Here is a 19,075-nt window from a genome sequence, read left to right on the forward strand (position 1 = left end):
CCGATCGACCGAGCGGTTAGGCTGCTTCCGGCGCGACCGTCTCCGTCATTTGCGGCTGGGCGCGATTTCCCTGCTTCCGCACACTCACGATGACCGCGACCAAACCGAGCACCGAGGCCGCAGCACCAGCCAGCGCCACGGCGGGGTAACCCAGACCAGCTGCGATCACGCCGCCGCCCACCGCTGCGCCGATCGCATTGCCAAGATTGAAGGCGCCGATATTCATTGCCGAAGCGAGGTTGGGCGCATCGGCGGCCGCGTGCATGACACGAACCTGAAGCGGCGGGACCAGGGCGAAGCTCGCAACGCCCCACAGGAACATCAGGATGGCTGTCGGCGCCTTGAAGGGCATCAGCACTGCGAAGGCTATCAAGATCAGTGCGAGCAAGGCCAGCGTAACGATCAGCGTGCGGTCGACCGAGCGATCGGCGAAGCGCCCACCCAGCCAATTGCCGACCGTCAGCCCGACGCCATAGGTCACCAGCATCGCGGTGACGAAGCCGAGCGAGGCATGCGTTGCGTCGCGCAGGATCGGCGTGATGTACGTGAACACCGTGAACATGGCGCTCGCCCCGACGGCGGTCAGCCCGAGCGCGCCGAGAACCGGACCACGCGTGAGGACGCGCAGCTCGGCCATCGCGTTGCTATCGGACGGTGCCGGCAGTGCGGGAAGCGTCAGCCTGAGCGCCGCCATCGTGACAACGCCCAGCAAAGAGACGCCCCAGAAGGACGAGCGCCAGCCGAGGTGTTCGCCTGCCCATGTCGCGAGCGGCACCCCGACGACATTTGCGATCGTCAGGCCCATGAACATCGCCGCCACAGCGCCTGCGCGCCGCTCGGCCGGCACGAGGCTGGCTGCCACCACGGAGCCGACCCCGAAAAAGGCCCCATGATTGAACGAGGTCAGGATCCGTGCCGCCAGCAGCATGCCGTAGCTGCCCGAGAGCGCCGCCAACACGTTACCCAGCGTGAAGATCCCGGCGAGCAGGATCAGCAGCGTCCGCCGCGGGACGCGCCCCGTCGTCAGCGTCATCAGCGGTGCGCCGATCACGACGCCGAGCGCGTAGGCACTAATGAGCAGTCCGGCGCTCGGGATCGACACGCCGAGATCGTCGGCAATGACGGGCAGCAGCCCCATCGGCGCGAACTCGGTGACGCCGATGCCGAACGCGCCGACCGCCAGCGCCAGCAAGCCTGGATTGAGTTTCATCGTGTGCGTCCTCAGACCAGTGGCGGGTTCAGGCGGGCAAAGCCCTCCTGCTGATGATAAGGAGTATGGGGGTAGGGCGGCAGTACTGCGCTGGCCGCATCGAGCACCGCGACCTGATCGGGCGACAATGCCCATCCGACTGCACCCAGATTGTCGCGCAGCTGCGCTTCGTTACGCGCGCCGATGATGACGGACGCGACGGTCGGACGGCGCAACAGCCAGTTGATCGCGACCTGCGGCACGCTCTTGCCCGTCTCGGCGGCGACGGCTTCCAGTGCGTCGATCACGCGGTAGAGATGCTCGGCCTCGACCGGCGGCGCGAACTGCTCGGTATCGTGCAGCCGGCTGCCCTCGGGGATCGGCCTATCGCGCCCGATCTTGCCCGTCAGCCTGCCCCAGCCGAGCGGGCTCCACACCAGCGCGCCGACACCCTGATCGACGCCGAGCGGCATCAGGTCGGCCTCATAGGCGCGACCGATCAGCGAATAATAGACCTGGTGCGCTACGAGACGCGGCCAGCCGTTGCGGTCGGCGATGGCTTGCGCCTTCATCAGCTGCCAGCCGGGATAGTTGGAGACCCCGGCATACCGGACCTTGCCCGCGGCAATCAGGCCGTCGAGCGTGCCCATCACCTCCTCGGCAGGCGTGGAAGCATCGAGCGCGTGGAGCTGCAATAGGTCGATATGATCGGTCCCGAGCCGGCGCAGCGAGGCCTCTACGGCGCGGATGAGCCGCGCGCGCGACGCGCCCCAGTCCTGTGGCCCGTCGCCCATCGGCAAACCGGTCTTGGTCGAGATCAGTACCGCATCGCGTCGCCCCTTGATCGCCGCGCCGAGCACGGTCTCGGATGCGCCGTTGGAATAGACGTCGGCGGTGTCGAACATCGTGACGCCTGCCTCCAGGCAGATATTGACCAGCCGCCGCGCTTCGGTCTCGTCGCTCTGGCCCCACGCGCCGAACAGGGGCCCCGTGCCCCCAAAGGTGCCGGTGCCGAAGCTCAAGGCCGGCACGCGTAGTCCCGAAGATCCCAATTGCCGATAGTCCATGCGCGCTTCCCTAATTCATGTCTTGGGGCATAGATGGCGGATATTGCTGCACCGGATAAGGCTGTGATGCCGCGAAGGACTTTTGACATGGACGCAAAGGTAGGCATGGACGCTGATCGTGCACGAGCGCTGGAGATCTTCGCGGCGGTGATGCGCGAGGGTAGTTTCTCCGCTGCCGGAAGAATGCTGGGCCTGACGCCGTCCGCCGTCGCGCGGTCGATCGATCGGATCGAGGCGCGGCTCGGCGTGCGCCTGCTGTTGCGATCGACCAGGGCGCTGACGCCGACGGCCGAGGGGCAAGCCTATCTCCAGACCGCGCGGCGCATCCTCGCGGACCTCGACGATGCCGAACGGCAGCTTGCCGACCAGGGGGCCCCCCGCGGCCGGTTGCGGATCAGCGCTGCGCTATCGCACGGGCGGCTCTGTATCGTGCCGCTGCTCGGTGAGTTCGCCGGGCTGTACCCGCACATCCTGATCGATATCGCGTTGAGTGATGGCATCGTCGACATCGCCGCCGGACAGGCGGACGTCGCGATCCGGTTCGGCGCGCTTGCCGATAGTTTGCTGACCGCGCGCAAGCTCGGCGAAAGCGGCCGCGTGATCGTCGCGGCCCCCGACTATCTGGCACGATACGGTACACCCCTCGCGCCCGAAGACCTCCACGCGCATAACTGTCTGAACTTCAACTTTCGCCGTGCCGAGCCGATCTGGCCGTTCCGCCGGGGCAGCGAGGACATCGTGCTGTCGGTAAGAGGGAATATCGAGGCGAACAATGGCGAGACGCTCGGCCAACTTGCGGCTGCCGGCGTCGGCGTGGCGCGCGTCGGCGCGTTCAGCGTCGTCGACGACATCGCGGCTGGGCGCCTGGTACCGATCCTCGAAGACTTTAATCCGGGTGACGTCGAACTCATTCATGCGGTCTTCGTCGGCGGCAGCCAAACCCCCGCGCGAGTCCGTGTGTTCGTCGACTTCCTAGCCCAACGCCTTGCCGAATGATCGCTAGGTCTGGGAAAAAATAACCGCCTTGGGATGGCCGGCTGCGGAGCCGAACGCGAGCCATTGCCGTGTACGGCACAATGATTTGCGTCGCGATCGTTCTGGGTTCGCTCTTCAGGTCGTCGCTATCCCGACTAGACCATCCTCCAGGTGCGTCAGCGTCGGTCCATTTTCAGTTTCCCCGCCCAACTGATCGCGTTGACCAGAACGCGGTGATAGTTCGGATCGTCGTATGCCTCCGCTGAGTGGCCTAGCGCGGAGTAGACGACACGGCCTTTTGTCGCAGGGTTGGTCCAGATGACGGGATGCCTACCCATCGCCAGCTTGGCGCCAGGACGGTAGCTGGCCTCGTCGATCCGCGCGAGCACGGTCATACCGCGGGCCGTTGGATTGGCGTCGAAGGAATACCATTCGTCGACCGGCGACCACGGCAATTTGACGCCGGCCATGACGGCATGGTCCGGTCGATCGACGATGATCCGTGCGGGTTGAAACTGGTCGCTCCCGCCTGGATGTCCGACGAACTTGGTGCCGATGATCGTGTCGCTATACCAGGCGTCGGTGTGACTATCGTCGCCCGCGGCGTGCAACGCCACGACGCCGCCACCGCGCGCCACGAAGCGGGCGAACGCAGCGCGTTGATCGGGCGTGAGGAAGTCGCCGCTCGCGCTGTTGAGCACGACGACGGAGAAGTGCCGCAACTGTTCGTCGTTGAAGACCGCAGCATTCTCGGTAGCATAGCTCGCCCGCCCCAAGTTCTTCGCGATATCGGCAAGCACGCTGTTGGAGTGTGGGATATGCTCGATGTGGCGCCAACCATTGGTCTTCGAAACGATCAGCACTGCGTTCCGCAAGCCCTTGGGAATCACGGGGGCGACGCTGTCGTACGTCGCCGCGGGCAGATGCGGATTGGGCGCGGCCTGCGCCATCGTCAGTAGTGCGACCAGCGCCAACATCTTGTGCATCGTGCAATCTCCTGCCCGGTAGATAGCCCAAATGGCAGGAGCGCGCGAGCAAACACCGGCGATGGTTTTAGCAGGCCGAATAGCGGCGAGCGCCACGATGACCCGAGTGTGCACAGACCGACGTTCAATTGGTATCAGTAAAGCGCTAGGCTATCGAAATGATCGCCGGTCGGGCGACGGTTGAGGGGCGAACGGATATGTGGTTTGATCGAGCAATGGTGGCGCTTCTGGTGGTGTCCGCCCCCGCGACCGCGCAAACGTCGAAGGATCGGGCACGGGCTATCGCGGGCGAACCGGCAAAGGCAGCGCAGCGGCTGACGCTGACGGACATACCCGTGCCGACCGGCAAGCCGACCGCGTTGTTCGACGGGCGCAGCCTGAAGGGCTGGGCGCCCTGGCTCGGCTATGCCGACCCCTCGATCACGTATCGATCGAACCCTGGCACGTCGCCGATCGGTACCAGCCGAGACACAGGCGGCGACTTCGCAGTACGATCCGTCGATGGCGCTCCCGCGATATGGGTAAAGGGCGAGACGTGGGGCAGCCTCGTCAACAGCGCCGACCTCGGCGACTATCACCTGCGGTTGCAGTTTAAATGGGGCGCAAAGACCTGGGCACCGCGCGTGACGCTGCCGCGCAACAACGGGCTGCTCTATCACACCCACGGCACCGCTGGCGAAGTCTTCGGGACATGGCGTCCGTCGGTCGAGTTCGAGATCATGACCGGGTCGACCGGCATGATCGTCGCGGTGGGCGGCAAGCTGCGTGGACGTACCAACGTGACGTTCGATCCGTCGTTGGGCGAGCCCCATCTCCGTTTCCGTGCCGGGGGGCGCGACATCGACATCGTCAACGGCACCCCGACCTGGAACGTCGAAGCAGCGACCGATGCCGAGCGTCCGATCGGTGAGTGGAACACGCTCGACCTGTATGTCGTCGGCGACCGCGCTGTGCATGTCGTCAACGGCGTACCGGTTGCAGAAGTGCACGACTTGGCGACGATCGCGCCAGACGGCACCCGGCGTCCGCTGACGCATGGCCATATCCAGCTACAATCAGAAGGCGCCGAGACGTGGTTCCGCGCGATCACGGTCGAACCCATCACGACACTCCCGAAGATCGTCGTCGCGGGTAAGTAGATGTCGCCGGTTTACCTGGGATGAGAATGCGATCGAGACGTCGCACCGGCGTCTGGCCACCGCGCGCTCACCATATCCGCACGCGATCGGCGGGCGCGAGATACTGTTTCTGGGTCGGGTCGATTTTCCATGCGGCGTACCAGGCGTCGACGTTGCGCAGGGGGTTCACCGCGCGGATCTGGCCCGGTGAATGCGGATCGCTGACGAGCTGCTGGCGAAGTGCCTCGTTGCGGAACAGCGTCCGCCAGACCTGTCCCCAACCCAGGAAGAAACGCTGGTCGCCGGTGAAGCCGCCGATCACCGGCGCGGGCTTACCGCCGAGCGAGGTATGATAGGCGTCGAGCGAGATCAGCACCCCGCCTAGGTCGCCGATGTTCTCGCCCATCGAGGCGCGGCCATTGATGTGGAGACCGGGCAGTCCCTCGAAGCTGTATGCCTCGTACTGGCTTCCGAGCCTTGCCGCCTGCGCCTCGAACTTGGTTGCGTCCTCCGCGGTCCACCAGTCGCGCAGAATGCCGCGACCATCCGACTTTCGACCCTGGTCGTCGAAGCCGTGACTGATCTCATGGCCGATCACGCCACCGATGCCGCCATAGTTCACCGCGTCGTCGGCCTTCGGGTCGAAGAACGGCGGCTGCAGGATCGCCGCGGGAAAGACGATCTCGTTCTTGACCGAGTTGTAGTAGGCATTGACCGTCTGCGGGGTCATGCCCCACTCGGCCTTGTCGACCGGGATTCCGATCCGCCGCCGACGATAATCCCATTCGAAGCGCTGCGCGGCCTCGGCGTTGCCGACGAGGTCGCCTGGCTTGAACTGAAGCGCCGAATAGTCGCGCCACTTGTCCGGGTAGCCGATCTTGACGTTGAACCCCTGCAGTTTCCCGAGCGCCTGCTCCTTCGTGGCCGCGCCCATCCACGTCAGGTTGCGGATGCGCCCTGCCAACGCCACACGCAGATTGCCGACGAGCTGGTCCATCTTGGCCTTGGACGCGGGCGGAAAATAGAGCGCTACATAGTCCCGACCGATTCCCTCGCCGACGCCGTTCTCGGTGAACGCCACCGCGCGCTTCCAGCGCTCGCGCTGCTGTGGTTGACCGTTCAGGAACTTCGAACGAAAATCGAATTGCGCGTCGACGAAGCGTTTCGAGAGGAGTGGCGCGACATCGTCGGTGATGCGGAACGCCTCCCACGCCTTCAGCGTGGCCAGATCGGTCTCGGCGAACACCTTGGCGATGCCGGGGAAGGCGGTGTTCTGCGCGACTATCGCGCGGTTGGCTGCGTCGACGCCGGCGGACTTGAAGAACGTCGCCCAGGGAAAGCCCGGCGCCTGGCTGGCCAGTTGCGCAGGCGTCGTCGGGTTGTAGGTCTTGTCGCGGTCGCGGCTCTGCGCGCGCGTCCAGTGTACGGTGGCGAGCTTGATCTCCATCGCCACGACGTTCCCCGCCGCGGTCTCGGCGTCCGGCCAGCCGGCAAGGGTCAGCATCTGAGCCACGTACTGTCGATACCGCGCGACCTGCGGGGCGAACTTGGCATCGAGGTAGAGATCACGATCGCCAAGGCCCAAGCCGGACTGGCGCAGGTAGAGCGCGTATACGTCTGGCTGCTTGGCGTCGTCGTTGACACCTGGTGCGAAGAAACTCGCGCCGAAGCCTCCGAGCGAGCGACCCATGAACCGCGCGATGTCGTCCTTGGACGTGGCGGCTTTCAACGGCGCCAGTCGCTGGATCAGCGGTGCGGCATCCAGCGTCTCCGCAGTCCCGGTGTCCATGAAACCGGCGTAGAGGATTGCCGCCTTCATTCGATCGGGGTGGACCGTGTCGGAGGCGCTGTAGCCGCCGATCAGGCTGCGCAACCGTTGTTCGGAGATGTCGCGCAAAACGGCGAAGGCGCCGTAGGACGAGCGATCCGGCGGAATCCGCGTTCGGTCCACCCAGGCGCCGTTGACGAAGCGGAACCAGTCGTCACCCGGCTTCACGCTGCGATCCATCCCGGTCATATCGAAGCCCCAACTGCCGTAGCTGGTCGCAGCCGCGTCGTTCGTCGTCGGCGCTGCCGCGGTCGATTGCCGGGTCTGGCCAGTGACCGAACTCCCGATCGCGGCTGCACCGAGTAGGGTAGCGAGCGGTATATGCTTCAATACCAACGATCTTCTCCGTTTAAGGTCACCGCACCTTACCTTTAAGATGCTCTGGCGCTAGCGAAAAAGACGCCGCGGCGTGAGCTCGACGGTCCTTGCGCTCGGGCACCTCAAAGACTGGCGGATGTCAGCGTGTTTTCTCGGCCGCGATCCACTTCAGCATTTCGGTCTCCATTACCGGCAGGGGCACGGAGCCCATGTTAAGCAGGGTTTCATGGAAGCGCCGCTGGTCGAAGCGATCGCCTAATCCCGCTTCCGCCTTCGCGCGCAACTCGCGCATTTTCATCTCGCCGAGCTTGTAGGCGAGCGCCTGGCCCGGCCAGCTGATGTAACGGTCGACCTCGATCTCGACGTCCAGCTTGGCGAGTGCAGTGTGTCCGGCAAGATAGTCGATCGCCTGCTGACGGCTCCATCCCATAGAATGGATACCGGTATCGATGACGAGACGTGCGGCGCGCCACATCTCGAAGGTCTCGCGGCCGAATTCCTCATAGGGTGTGCGGTACATGCCGAGCTTGGTGCCGAGCCATTCCGAATAGAGCCCCCAACCTTCGCCGTAGCCCGAGAAGTACGTCTCCCGGCGAAAGGCGGGCCGGTCCGGAGCTTCCAGCGCCATCGCGGCTTGATGGCTGTGGCCAGGAACGCATTCGTGCAGCGTCAGCGCGACGATGTTGTAGAGCGGGCGCGACTTCAGGTCGTAGGTGTTCATGAGGCATGCGCTGAGCCCACCGCGACCCGACGTATAGACCGGCGCGATAGCGTCGGGCACCGGTTGGATGGTGAAGCGGTAGCGGGGCAGGGTAGTGAAGACGTCCTTCAGCCGACCTTCCATCCGCTTTGCCACATAGGACGAGAAGCCGAGCAGCTCGTCGGGGGTGCGGGCGTAGAATTGCGGGTCGCTGCGCAGGAAGGCGAGGAAATCGGCGAAGCTGCCCTTGAAGCCGGTGGTGGCGATCGTCGCCTTCATGTCGGCGTCGATGCGCGCCACTTCCTTGAGGCCGATCTGGTGGATCGCCTCCGGTGTGACTTCGAGCGTCGTGTATTCGCGGATCTGACTTTTGTAGAACGCCTCGCCGTCTGGCAGTGCGGCTGCACTGACCGTCGCGCGGGTTCCGGGCAGGTAGGTGTCGCGGTAGAAGGCTAGAAGCTTCGCATAGGCCGGAGCGGCGGCCGTATCGACGGCAGCTAGTCCTTCGGCGAGCAAAACAGCCTGTTGGCTTGCCGGGATCGAAGCGGGCATCGCCCTGAACGGTTCGGCGAGCGGGTTGTCGGCACCCGGCTTGGTAAATGCGGCGATGGTCGCATCGCGTCCGGCGAGCGACACGCGCGGGGGCGTGAAGCCGCGCTTCAGTCCGGCCCGCATGTTGGCGATGTTCTGGTCGAACCAGCGCGGCAAGTCCTTCAGCCGTCCTATGTAGCGGCGATAGTCGTCGGCAGTCTCTAGCGGGGAATACGGCTTCACCCCGCCCCAAAAGTAGGAGTCGCTGTTGAGCGGCGCCTCGTAGGTGCGGAAGTCGATGTTCGCGACCTCGGCGCCGAGCGATTCCTTAAGGACCGCGGCGTTGAGGTGTTCCTCGGGCGAAAGTCGCGCCGCCGGAATGCGCGCGATGCGATCGAGTACAGTGTTCCAGTATGTGCGTCGGCGCGCCCAATCTGCGGGGGCGACGGCGGGAAAATGATCGTCGGGCTTGCTGCGCAGGCCGTCCGCGATCTGGGCGAATTCCTTCTGCCGCCAAGCCCATTCGGCTTCGTAGATCGCCTTCAGCTGCGCGTCTGCGGGGGCCGGCTGTGCCAAAGCCGTCGCGGGTGCGAGTGCGAGCAACGCCGTCGCTACCATGTATCCGAACCGCATCTCGTCTCCCGTTCCTGCCCCTAACGAGATTCTTACCTGCGCGGGCTGGTAAGGGAAAGGCGCACGACCATCGCATCGACCAACCGAAGCGTAGGATGAATTGACCTCATAATTACGGGCCCGTAGCGAGAATATCCCGGTTTCGACGTTTATGGAACGAGGACAGGGCCCCTGGGATGATGCCGCCATCGCTTGGTAGTGCCGCAACCGCAAGTTGCGGCACTACCCGGTTACGCCGGTTGACCGTTTCCGCCAGTTGAACCGAAGATCTGGCCTGTCGAATAGCTCAGGGACGGATCGGCCGCGGCGACGTATAGCGCTGCGATTTCGGCGGGCTGGCCTGCTCGTGCCATCGGGGAGTCTCCGCCGAAGCTCCGCAGCTTTTCAGGCGTAGCTCCACCGCTGACCTGCAGCGGCGTCCAGAACGGACCTGGCGCGACTGCATTGACGCGGATGCCGCGGCTGGCCAGTTGCTTGGCCATGCTCTTGGTGAAATTCAGTACCGCTGCACGTGTCAGCGCATAGTCGACGATGTCAGGCGATGGATTGCCCGCCTGTTCGGAGGACGTGTTGACGATCACCGCGCCTGCACTCATCCGTTCAAGTGCTGCCTTGGTCAGCCAGAACGGCGCGTAGACGTTGGTTTTCATCGTATCGTCGAAATCTTGGCTCGAGATATCGGCGATACCGGGACGCGTCTGCTGACGTGCAGCGTTGTTTACCAGAATATCGAGCCCGCCAAGCTGCTCGCTCGCTTGCTGCACCAGCCGGCGGCAGAAGCGCTCATCGCGCAGGTCGCCGGGAATCGCGACCGCCTTGCGACCCTCGGCCCGGATTAGCGCGACGACTTCGCGAGCGTCGGGCTCCTCGGCCGGCAGATAGTTGATTGCGACATCCGCGCCCTCCCGCGCATACGCGATGGCCGCAGCGCGACCGATACCACTGTCTCCACCGGTTATCAGGGCCTTCTTGCCAGCGAGCTTGCCCGAGCCCTTGTAGCTTTTCTCGCCATGGTCCGGTCGCGGTGTCATCTTCGACGCAAGTCCCGGCCAAGGTTGGCGCTGTACGGGGTAGGGGGGCTTGGGATAGGCTGCGGCGGCAGGTGTCGTCGCGGCGTTGCCACCAGCGCTTTGCGTCGCGGCGTTCGCGGACGTCGCAGCAATGGCGCCAGCGGTAATCGCTGCGCCCGTCACGAATGTACGGCGTGTTGTATCGGTCATGGTCATGGCTCCCGGAATGATCAAAGCTCCAAGCGCTAAACAATTGCTTCTGTTCCGAAAATCGCTTGGTCGGTCGCGGCGATCTTCGGAAGCTGCTGAAGGACGCTACACCGGCGTCATCAGATTGCCGCTGCGCTAAACTGCTCGATGCCACGACGAGGCGGGGTCGATGACCCGGATTTCGCCCCGGCGGACATCAACGAGTTCATTGTCTGGCTAATTCGAGCAGACCTTCAATCCGTCCAGAGACGAATGAACGAAACTACATAGTTCCGCGATCGACTCCTACTGTTCTAGGCAGAACGCTTTGGCCCGCGGGTGCCGATTTCGACCAGGATCACGCCCGGCACTGGCCGGTCCAGGACAGCCGGCCCAATCTGGAAAACCCGCTAAGGCCTTGCGCGCAATCATGAATGCCGCAAGGTCTGACAGGAAGTGGTGGTCATCGCTTTCTTCTAGCCCGCTCTACCCGACGGAAAGGGGGGCAGTAAGTTACGTCGCCATAATTCAAGTCAGTGGAACGGCGATTTATCGTCAAGCTCAAGGAAACCGCCATGGCCCCATCGTCACGTATCGCCATTATCGGCGCCGGTAATGTCGGGGCTGCAGCGGCCTACGCGTTGATGCTGCGTGGGCTGTTTGCCGAAATCGTCATGATCGATGCGGATGCCGACCGCGCTGTTGCCGAGGCAACCGACATTGCGGACGCCAACGCGATTGCGCGTCCGACCCGGATCTGGGGTGGCGACTATGCGGATGTGCGCGATGCGACCATCCTCGTCATCACCGCCGGTGCAGCCACAAAGGACGGGGAGCCGCGCACGGCAATTGCCGGCAAGAGCGCGGCGATCGTGCGCGATTGCGTCGGCCAGGCGATGGCGGCGGGTTTCGACGGCATCCTCGTCGTAGCCTCGAACCCCGCCGACGCCATGACTCAGGTCGCTCAAGCCGCCAGCGGCCTGCCGTCGGCCCGTGTGATCGGCACCGGCACGCTGCTCGACAGCAACCGCTTTCGCAAGCGGATCGCCGACCGGCTCGGGATCGCCCCCGGCGCGGTGGAGGCCTTGGTACTGGGCGAACATGGCGACAGCGAGGTCATGGCTTACTCGACGGTCCGGATAGGCGGCATGGCCCTGGACGCCTATCTCGACGGCCAAGGCTTCGACCGCGCTGCGATCGCGCATGACGTGATGCGCGCAGGCTACACGATCGCCGATGGAAAGGGGTACACCTCGTTTGGCGTCGCCACTGCGATCGTCCGTATTTGTGAGGCGATACACCGCGACGAGCGCATAGTGTTACCCGTATCGACGCTTGTGGCAGGGCAGTACGGGATCGACGATCTGTACCTCAGCCTGCCCTGCCTGATTGGTGCTGGTGGCGTGCTTCGCATCCTGACACCCGACCTCGACGATGACGAACTTGCCGCGCTGCATGCTTCGGCCGAAGCTCTTCGCGAAACGCTAAAGAACACCGCCTAAGTAGGCAGCGATTTTTGGGGTGCCGTTAAAGCTTGGAATTTCCGATCAACTGCCGGGTTCGGATATCTTCTCGATGTCCTTGTTCGATAGGCCTGAACTTTCGTCCCGCAGGAACTGCAACAACTCGTCAACCTCTGTGGAATCGAACTTGATATCCATGGCATCCATCTGAATACGCACGGCAGTCCGCTCTTCTTCAGGGAGTTCGGCGATTAGGTCGGCGCATTCGGACAGCGTCCCCCGTCCCAGGATCCTGGCGTCCTTGGCATCCTCGTTACCGTCGGCATAGATGGTAGCCGGTTCGCTCAGCGGATAAGTCGTCATGGATTTCCCTTTGTTGCCAAAAGCCACAACGTGCGATTGCAGATAGTAGACGCGCGTATTTTTTACGGCGTAGAATTTCAGCGATTGGCGATCAATCGGGCGCAGAACCCGTTTCGGAATTAAAGCGCGGGTTCGCGAAATCGATCGGCGAGGGGCTGACCTCCGCAGGCGCATTGGCGCTCTCCGTCCACGCACGGCAGAGCATGTCGCGAAGCATCGCCGCGCCTGCCGTGGTCTGTGTGTAGATGAGCGCGCGCACGTCCTTATCCGCGAAATTGGCGAAGCCGTTCCGCTTTTCCAGGGAATAGACGCGCTCCATCTTGTTGCCCGCGTCGTCGAGAAAGGCGAGGACCGCGTCGAACATGTCGCCCTCGCGGTGGCCGGGTGCGCCCATCCGCGGTGCAATGTCGGACGCGGTCAGTTTCATGCCGTCGACGAAGCTGCTTTCGAACCGGCCGTGGATGGATCGGTCGGTGGTGTAGCCCTTGGGATTGGGTCCACGCCAGCCATCGCTGTTGACCGAATCGTGCAGCGGCTGTGCGCCGTCGCCGATATAGTGACCCAGGCGGATGACGTCGAAGGCGCAGTGCTGCTCGGCGAACGCGGGGTCCTTGCCCGTCGCCTGGGCAGCGCGGACATCGCGCATGCAGACGACGATGCGGTCATAGGCTTCGATCGCTGCGTAAGGCAGCGTGCCGGTCCAGCGCACGTTCGTACGCGCCGCGCTGGCGGGATCGGTGCGCTTGATCTTCTCGTGCTGCTTGAACACGGCGATGACGAATTCGTAGCGCGATCGGGGGATCGGTTTCAGGAACGTGAACTGCTCGCGAAACCAGCCATGGTTCGGATCCTCCTCGATCTTCGAGAAGTTTTCCGACGAACCGCGCCACGCGTCGGGCAGCGAGGCCGATCCGGCGATATAGTCGACATGACGCCGCAGGAAGACCGGGCCGTCGTCGGGGATCGCCTCGATCGCCGCACGGTCGATCACGGCATGCGCGGTGCCGCCCCATGCCAGCGCCGAGGATGGCATCCAGGATACGGCAAGAGCGGCGATCGTGGCTAGCAGGGCAGGGCGCATCACAGGCTCCAGACGGGATCAGGGATCGAGGGGATCGCGCGGATCAACGCGCAGCGACAGGGGCGAAGGCCGGAACTCGACCTCGGTCGGGGACAGTCGCCCCCCGACCTTCCCGGGAGCATAGCCCAAGTCGGTCAGGTTGCGCTGTACGAATGCAGCGCTGGCGATCGCCTCGCTTTGCCCTGGATTGCAGACGATCAGCGTGTCGCGGTCGAGCGGCGCGCCCAGCGTGACGAGCAAGCGGGCTGCGTTGCGCAGGTTGGTCGTGGTGTGCCGTGCATAGGGTTCGATGACGATCGCGTCCGCCGGTACGCCGTAGCGTTCGATCAGCGCGGCGCGCATCTGCTCCGCTTCGGTAAACCGGGTGGCGCGGGGATGCGCGCGCCCGCCGGTCAGGATGATCAGCGCGATGTCGCCGCGCGCGAAGCGATCCGCGGCGAGGCGGACATGGTATTTGCCGAAGGGGCTCAGCGCAGAGTCGGGTGTCTCGGGTCCGACGCCGGTGACGATCATCGCGGTGTAGCGCCATCGCTTCCAGTCGAGCGACCGCGCGCGCTTCATCGCGACGGCGTTCAGGCCTGCGGTCAACGGATCGAAGCCGATCGCATCGGTTCGGTCGCTGACGTCGAGCAAGGCCAGCGCGAAGTCCACACTCGGGTCGAGCGCCTGGACGGACTGCGCGCGAGGCGTGCGGGACAGCCAGTCGGCCGCTTGCAATCGTGCGCGTGTCTCCAGCGGATCGATCGGCCCCGGGCCGTCGATCTGCGGGTACCGCGGCACCTGACTGAGACCGAAGGTGCGGAGGATGACGTTGATCCCCTCGATCTCGCGCCTGGCCTGCGCCGCAGCGCCGTCGTCGGCAGATGACATGCCCTGCGGCATTGCCTCTGCGAGGATAGATGTCTCGGACGGCGTCCAGACCAGCGCCTGCGCGATGCAGGTCACATCGTCGGCACAGGCGGTCCGCCGCCCGGCGCGCGCTGCCAGCATGGTAGCGACACCGGGTTTTGCTTTCACTCGGTTGAGGGCTGCCGAATCTCCCCCGATCGTATCGAACAGCGGGAACAGTCGGCGCGACAATGCAGCGATAACGCGGTCACCGACCGGCTTGGCCATGGCCTGCGCGACGACCGGCTCGGCGCTGGCAGGCATGCTCGCAAAGCCGACGGTCGCCGCGGCAAGGGCCAGGCCGTATCTCACCAGGATTTGCCCACCACCAGACGGACGTTGCGACCAAAGATCGGACGGCCGTAGATCGCTTCGGAACTGCCCTGGCCGCTCAGCTGGTCGGTACGCGTATTGCCTTCGGTCAGGCCGTGCGCGTTGAACAGATTGTCGCCGACAACCTGCACCTGCCACGTGCCATGCCGCAGCGTCACGCCGGCGCCGGTCGTGCCGTACGCCGGTAGCGCAGTGTTGTTGTAGAGGTCGACGAAGCGCTTCCCCATATACGTGTAGCGACCATAGACCGAGACGGCATTGTCGCCGAGATCGAAGTCGAAGCTCGGGCGGATGTTGCCGTAGATCTTGGGCTGGCGAACGATCTGCTTGCCCTCGGCCTGGACCGGATCGGCGCCGGTAGAGCTCTGGAAGTTCTTGTATTTGGGATCGCTGATCGTCAGCGCGCCGTTGAGCGAGAACCACGAGGTCAGCGCCAGCGATCCGTCGAACTCGATACCCTTGACCTGCGCTTCGCCGATGAAGGGGATGTTCACGTCGTTGCGCCCCGTGCTCGGGTCGAACGCCAGGAACGAGGCATTGAGCGGGTCGAAATTGGTATAGAAGCCCGTGACGTACAGATACGAACGGCCCGCCGCCAGCTTCAGCCCGGCTTCGTACTGATCGGCGATCGTGGTCAGGATCGTCGGGTTGATGCTCATCACGGTCTGCACACTTGGTGGCGTCTCGAGATGCGAGGCACGACCGTAGATGCCGATATGCCGGTTGAAGTCGTAGTTGGCCCCCGCGGTCCAGTTGGTGACGTGCGGCTTGCCCGTTTGGTTGATGATATTGCCGGTGAAGGCGCGCGTGGTGTCGTCGGCCAGCGTCGTCGGGTCGCCGAGATTGACTTGGCCCGTCAGCAAGGCAAAGCCCTTGTAACTGTAGCGCTCGTGGCGGATGCCTGCGTCGAACCGAAGGCCCGGCAGGATTTCCCATGTGTCGTTGGCGAACACCGCGATCATCTTCGCATCGGAATTGCCGCCGGTCAGCGTCGCGGCATAGTTCAGCACGCCGTTGTCGGTGACACTGCCGATCCGCGTTCCGGCGGCGTTATACGCGATCAGGTCGAGCGTGCGCGGCTTGCCCGCAACCTCGATCAGGTAGTTCTGGTAGATCGTCCGGCTGTCTTCGCCGTAGAGGCTGCCATAGACGCCGAGCTTCAGATCGTGGCTGCCGAAGCCCGTCTCGAACTTTTTGGCGACCGACAGATTGACCTGGTTGGAATAGAATTTCGACTGGACGTCGCGATACTGGCCCTGCACGACCAGGCCGGAAGCGGCGTAGGGGTCGTAGACGGTGTTGGTGCCGGCGAGCACATAGCCGAACGACGCGACCGGACCGAACGCCGCATTAGCCCTGGTCCGATAGTCGTTGGGAGCACCCAGCGTTGGGAAGGCGTTCGCGTCGACCGGGTTGGTGGTCGAGTAAAAAGCGTTGAAATCGAGTTTGCCCATCGTGAAGCCGGCCTTGGCGGAGACCAGCCAGCCGTCGAAATCGGCATCATATTGCGTGCCGATGTTGATCATCCGCATATGGCGACCATCGGCAAGATCGCTCGACTGGTTCTGGACTACGCCTGCTCCGTCGCGGTAGCGCAGGTCGACGTTGCGCAACGCTGGCGAGTTCATCGTGCCCGAGAAATAGTCGATGTAGCGATCCAGCGAGACGGCCGGATTGCGCGGGTCTGCGGTCGGGATCGGCAGATAGAACACGTTGTGATCGTTGACGTAGTTGACGCTGAGCCGGAGCGAACCGTTGTCGAGGTCGTGCTTGATATTGGCGCGGAACTGCCCGCCCTTGTCGTTGGGGAAGCCGTTGTCGCGGTAACCGTCGTGATAGCGCACGAAGCCACCGACTGCGTAATAGGTCTTGCCGCCGAGCGGACCGGACTGGACGATATCTGCGCGATAGAGACCGGTATCGCCGATCGTCGCCTGCGCCTTGCCGCGCACGTCGTCACGTCCCGTAACCTCGATCGCGTTGATGATCGCGCCCGAATAGCTGGCGTAGACGGGGGCGGGGCCGCCCCGGACGACCTCGACGCGCTCGGTCATAAGGTCGGGCTTCAGGATCGCGTCGCCGCGGAAGAACACGCCGTCATTCTCATGGAACAGCGGCAGGCCATCCTGCTGGAAACTGACGAAGCCGCCGTCGTTCGGCAGGCCGCGGATACGGTAGATGTTCTGCACTTCGCCGCCGGTAATCTCGGTCTGGAAGCCGGGGAGCTGGCCGATCAGGTCGGCGAAGTTGACCGGGGCGATCTTCTCGATGTCGGCCTGCGAAACGACGTTGATCGCATAGGACGCGTCGAAGCGGCGCTGCGCGCGCGTCGAACCAGTGACGATGATGTCGCCTTTGGCGTCGTCGGGACCCGCGGCCGATCCATTGGCCTCAGTCGGAACGACTTCGGTTGCCGCAACAGGATCGGCGGTCTGAGCATATGCAGGCGCAGCGATTGCCGCGCTCATTGCGATGAGTGCAGCACCGCTTGCGAGAATGGATTTGAACATGGACCCCCCACAGGACTCTAACTTGGCAGAATGGCAATCCGGCTCCGTTGGAGGGCAAATGTGACAGCTTGAATTACAAAACCAAAGAAATACCAATTCCGTCGTGTTCTGAGATCGATGAGCGGTGGGCAAACTCGCTGTCGCCTTGCTTGCCCGTCGGCTCCCTCTGCCAGCTCCCCCGCGCTACTACCGTGTGAGGGGGGCATTGCCCACGACCGTGGTCGTGGGCAATGCTTCGCCCGATGCGGGGGCGAACCGGCACCCCGGTGCACGCCGGGCGTGACGCGAACCTCTACGTAGACAGCTACTAGATCGTGATTTTACCGCCGCTTAGTGGGGCACGCCTGTCGCACTGACGCGTGACTACCCTGGCGTTCGATTTCGTCTATCGGGTCCCGGACGCGGCTTTAGCCGGTGCCGCAAAGTAGCGATCCAGGAACTGTTGGTGCGTCGGCATGCCCGCGACAGTGTTCGCGATCGTGCTGCGGATGTTGGTCAACACGCTGGCCAGCTGCGGGCCACCCATGATGCTGCCGAGGCGGTGGTGATCGCGTGGCATGAGACGCTGGCCGAGCATGACCTGCACCCAGCTCGCGACACGGAACAGGTCCTCGCCGCCCTGATACGCCTGCGCTCCTTCGACGAACAACGCGATACGCTCGATCAGGGTGTCGGGGATGGGCATGTCTCGGCGCGCCGCCCAGAACGGCTCGGGACGTTCGTTGAGGTAATAATGAAGGATGATGAAGTCGCGCACCCGCTCTAGCTCCGCCTGCGCCTGATCGTTGAACCGGCTGACCACCGACGGCGCGATGCCGCCGAACGGAAAGGTCTGCATCAGCCGCGTGACGCCGGTCATGACGAGATGAATGCTGGTTGATTCGAGCGGCTCCACGAACCCGCTGGCGAGGCTGAGCGCGACGCAATTGCCCACCCACACCTGCCGCCGGCGACCGGTGCGGAAGCGGATCAACCGAGGCTCGGTGAGCGGTTCGCCGCCGATCGATCCGAGCAGTCGGGAATGCGCCTCGTCGTCGGAAAGATGCTCGTTGGCATAGACCAGCCCGTTGCCGACGCGGTGCTGCAGCGGAATGCGCCAGCGCCAGCCCGCGTCATGCGCGATCGCGCGCGTGTACGGATGCGCCGGACCGGTCGAAGCAGTCTGCACGGCCAAGGCGCTGTTGGTCGGCAGCCACTGCGACCAGTCCTCATAACCGGCGGCATAGGTGCCCTCGATCAACAGCCCGCGAAAACCGGTGCAATCGATGAAGAGGTCGCCTTCGACGCACTCGCCGGAATCGAGGACGAGGGAGCGGATGAAGCCGGTTTCGCCGTCGCGGTCGACGCTGGCGATCCGTCCCTCGATCCGTTTCAGCCCGTTCGCCTCGCTGCGCGCGCGGAGGAACCGGGCGTAAAGACCCGCATCGAGGTGATAGGCGTAGTTGATCGTGCCCTCGGTGGGGATTGCGAACCGCTCTTCCTTGGCCGCTTGTAGCTCCAGGCAATAGTCGCCGATCTCGCTCGTATCGCCTGCGGCTTTGGCGGCGAGCCAGAAATGGTGGAAGTCGCCCATCCAGGTCGACTTGCCGATGTCGCCGAACGAATGGATGTAGCGATCGCCGTCGCGTGCCCAGTTTTCGAACGAAATGCCCAGCTTGAACGTCGCTTGCGTCGCGCGCATGAACTCGCGCTCGTCCAGTCCCAGGATCGCGTGGAAGGACCGCATCGTCGGGATCGTCGCTTCGCCGACACCGATGGTGCCGATCTCCTCGGACTCGACCAGCGTGATGTCGAGCAGTTGTCCCAATTGCCGCGACAGGGCGGCGGCGGTGAGCCAGCCTGCGGTGCCACCGCCGGCGATGACCACTTTCTTGACGCGCTGCTCGACCATGA

General features: G+C 64.1%; 14 protein-coding genes. 3 read left to right on the forward strand and 11 right to left on the reverse strand.

From position 1 onward, the window contains the following. Window positions 1-16 precede the first annotated feature (16 nt). Together U1708_RS03225 and U1708_RS03230 are read right to left on the reverse strand one after the other, a co-directional pair. Window positions 17-1,210 (reverse strand): MFS transporter, encoded by a 1,194-nt coding sequence (locus U1708_RS03225; RefSeq protein WP_332742687.1) that lies wholly within the window; start codon window positions 1,208-1,210, stop codon window positions 17-19. 11 nt (window positions 1,211-1,221) lie between these two features. Further along, window positions 1,222-2,256, reverse strand: a complete 1,035-nt coding sequence (locus U1708_RS03230) for an aldo/keto reductase (protein WP_332742689.1) — start codon at window positions 2,254-2,256, stop codon at window positions 1,222-1,224. A gap of 87 nt (window positions 2,257-2,343) precedes the next feature. On the opposite strand from U1708_RS03230, the gene U1708_RS03235 reads away from it, so the two are divergent. Next, window positions 2,344-3,252, forward strand: a complete 909-nt coding sequence (locus U1708_RS03235; protein ID WP_332742692.1) for a LysR family transcriptional regulator — start codon at window positions 2,344-2,346, stop codon at window positions 3,250-3,252. A 155-nt stretch (window positions 3,253-3,407) separates the two neighbouring features. On the opposite strand, the gene U1708_RS03240 is transcribed toward U1708_RS03235, so the two are convergent. Next, window positions 3,408-4,217: a ThuA domain-containing protein gene (locus U1708_RS03240; RefSeq protein ID WP_332742694.1), complete on the reverse strand. Its 810-nt coding sequence runs from the start codon at window positions 4,215-4,217 to the stop codon at window positions 3,408-3,410. A gap of 215 nt (window positions 4,218-4,432) precedes the next feature. Here U1708_RS03240 and U1708_RS03245 point away from each other — a divergent pair, with 215 nt between their 5' ends. After that, entirely contained in the window at window positions 4,433-5,356 is a 924-nt protein-coding gene (locus tag U1708_RS03245) for a 3-keto-disaccharide hydrolase (RefSeq protein WP_332742696.1), read from the forward strand. A gap of 67 nt (window positions 5,357-5,423) precedes the next feature. Here the strand turns inward: U1708_RS03245 and U1708_RS03250 are convergent, their stop codons facing one another. The 3 genes from U1708_RS03250 to U1708_RS03260 form a co-directional block, all read right to left on the reverse strand. Then, window positions 5,424-7,499 (reverse strand): M13 family metallopeptidase, encoded by a 2,076-nt coding sequence (locus tag U1708_RS03250; RefSeq protein ID WP_332742698.1) that lies wholly within the window; start codon window positions 7,497-7,499, stop codon window positions 5,424-5,426. Window positions 7,500-7,620: 121 nt separating this feature from the next. After that, window positions 7,621-9,345, reverse strand: a complete 1,725-nt coding sequence (locus tag U1708_RS03255) for a DUF885 domain-containing protein (protein ID WP_332742700.1) — start codon at window positions 9,343-9,345, stop codon at window positions 7,621-7,623. Window positions 9,346-9,575: 230 nt separating this feature from the next. Beyond that, window positions 9,576-10,565 (reverse strand): SDR family oxidoreductase, encoded by a 990-nt coding sequence (locus U1708_RS03260; protein ID WP_443029923.1) that lies wholly within the window; start codon window positions 10,563-10,565, stop codon window positions 9,576-9,578. Window positions 10,566-11,119: 554 nt separating this feature from the next. On the opposite strand from U1708_RS03260, the gene U1708_RS03265 reads away from it, so the two are divergent. Beyond that, a complete protein-coding gene (locus U1708_RS03265) occupies window positions 11,120-12,046 on the forward strand; it encodes an L-lactate dehydrogenase (protein ID WP_332742704.1) in 927 nt (308 codons plus the stop codon). 45 nt (window positions 12,047-12,091) lie between these two features. Here U1708_RS03265 and U1708_RS03270 read toward each other — a convergent pair whose 3' ends face one another. From U1708_RS03270 to U1708_RS03290, 5 genes are all read right to left on the reverse strand, one after another. Then, the gene (locus tag U1708_RS03270) at window positions 12,092-12,370 is read right to left on the reverse strand and encodes a hypothetical protein (RefSeq protein WP_332742706.1); all 279 of its coding nucleotides are present in this window, start codon (window positions 12,368-12,370) and stop codon (window positions 12,092-12,094) included. Between the two features lie 91 nt (window positions 12,371-12,461). Then, window positions 12,462-13,451 (reverse strand): phospholipase C/P1 nuclease family protein, encoded by a 990-nt coding sequence (locus U1708_RS03275; RefSeq protein ID WP_332742708.1) that lies wholly within the window; start codon window positions 13,449-13,451, stop codon window positions 12,462-12,464. A gap of 18 nt (window positions 13,452-13,469) precedes the next feature. After that, window positions 13,470-14,651: a YdcF family protein gene (locus U1708_RS03280; protein WP_443029924.1), complete on the reverse strand. Its 1,182-nt coding sequence runs from the start codon at window positions 14,649-14,651 to the stop codon at window positions 13,470-13,472. Then, window positions 14,648-17,182 carry a TonB-dependent receptor gene (locus U1708_RS03285; protein ID WP_332742711.1) on the reverse strand — a complete coding sequence of 845 codons (2,535 nt, stop codon included), beginning with the start codon at window positions 17,180-17,182 and terminating at the stop codon, window positions 14,648-14,650. The genes U1708_RS03280 and U1708_RS03285 overlap by 4 nt, the downstream gene beginning before the upstream one ends. Window positions 17,183-17,567: 385 nt before the next feature. Next, on the reverse strand, window positions 17,568-19,073 hold the full coding sequence (locus U1708_RS03290) for a tryptophan halogenase family protein (protein ID WP_332742713.1): 1,506 nt from the start codon (window positions 19,071-19,073) through the stop codon (window positions 17,568-17,570). Window positions 19,074-19,075: the final 2 nt, after the last annotated feature.

The organism is Sphingomonas arabinosi, assembly GCF_036663715.1.
In the GTDB taxonomy this organism is placed as follows: domain Bacteria; phylum Pseudomonadota; class Alphaproteobacteria; order Sphingomonadales; family Sphingomonadaceae; genus Sphingomonas.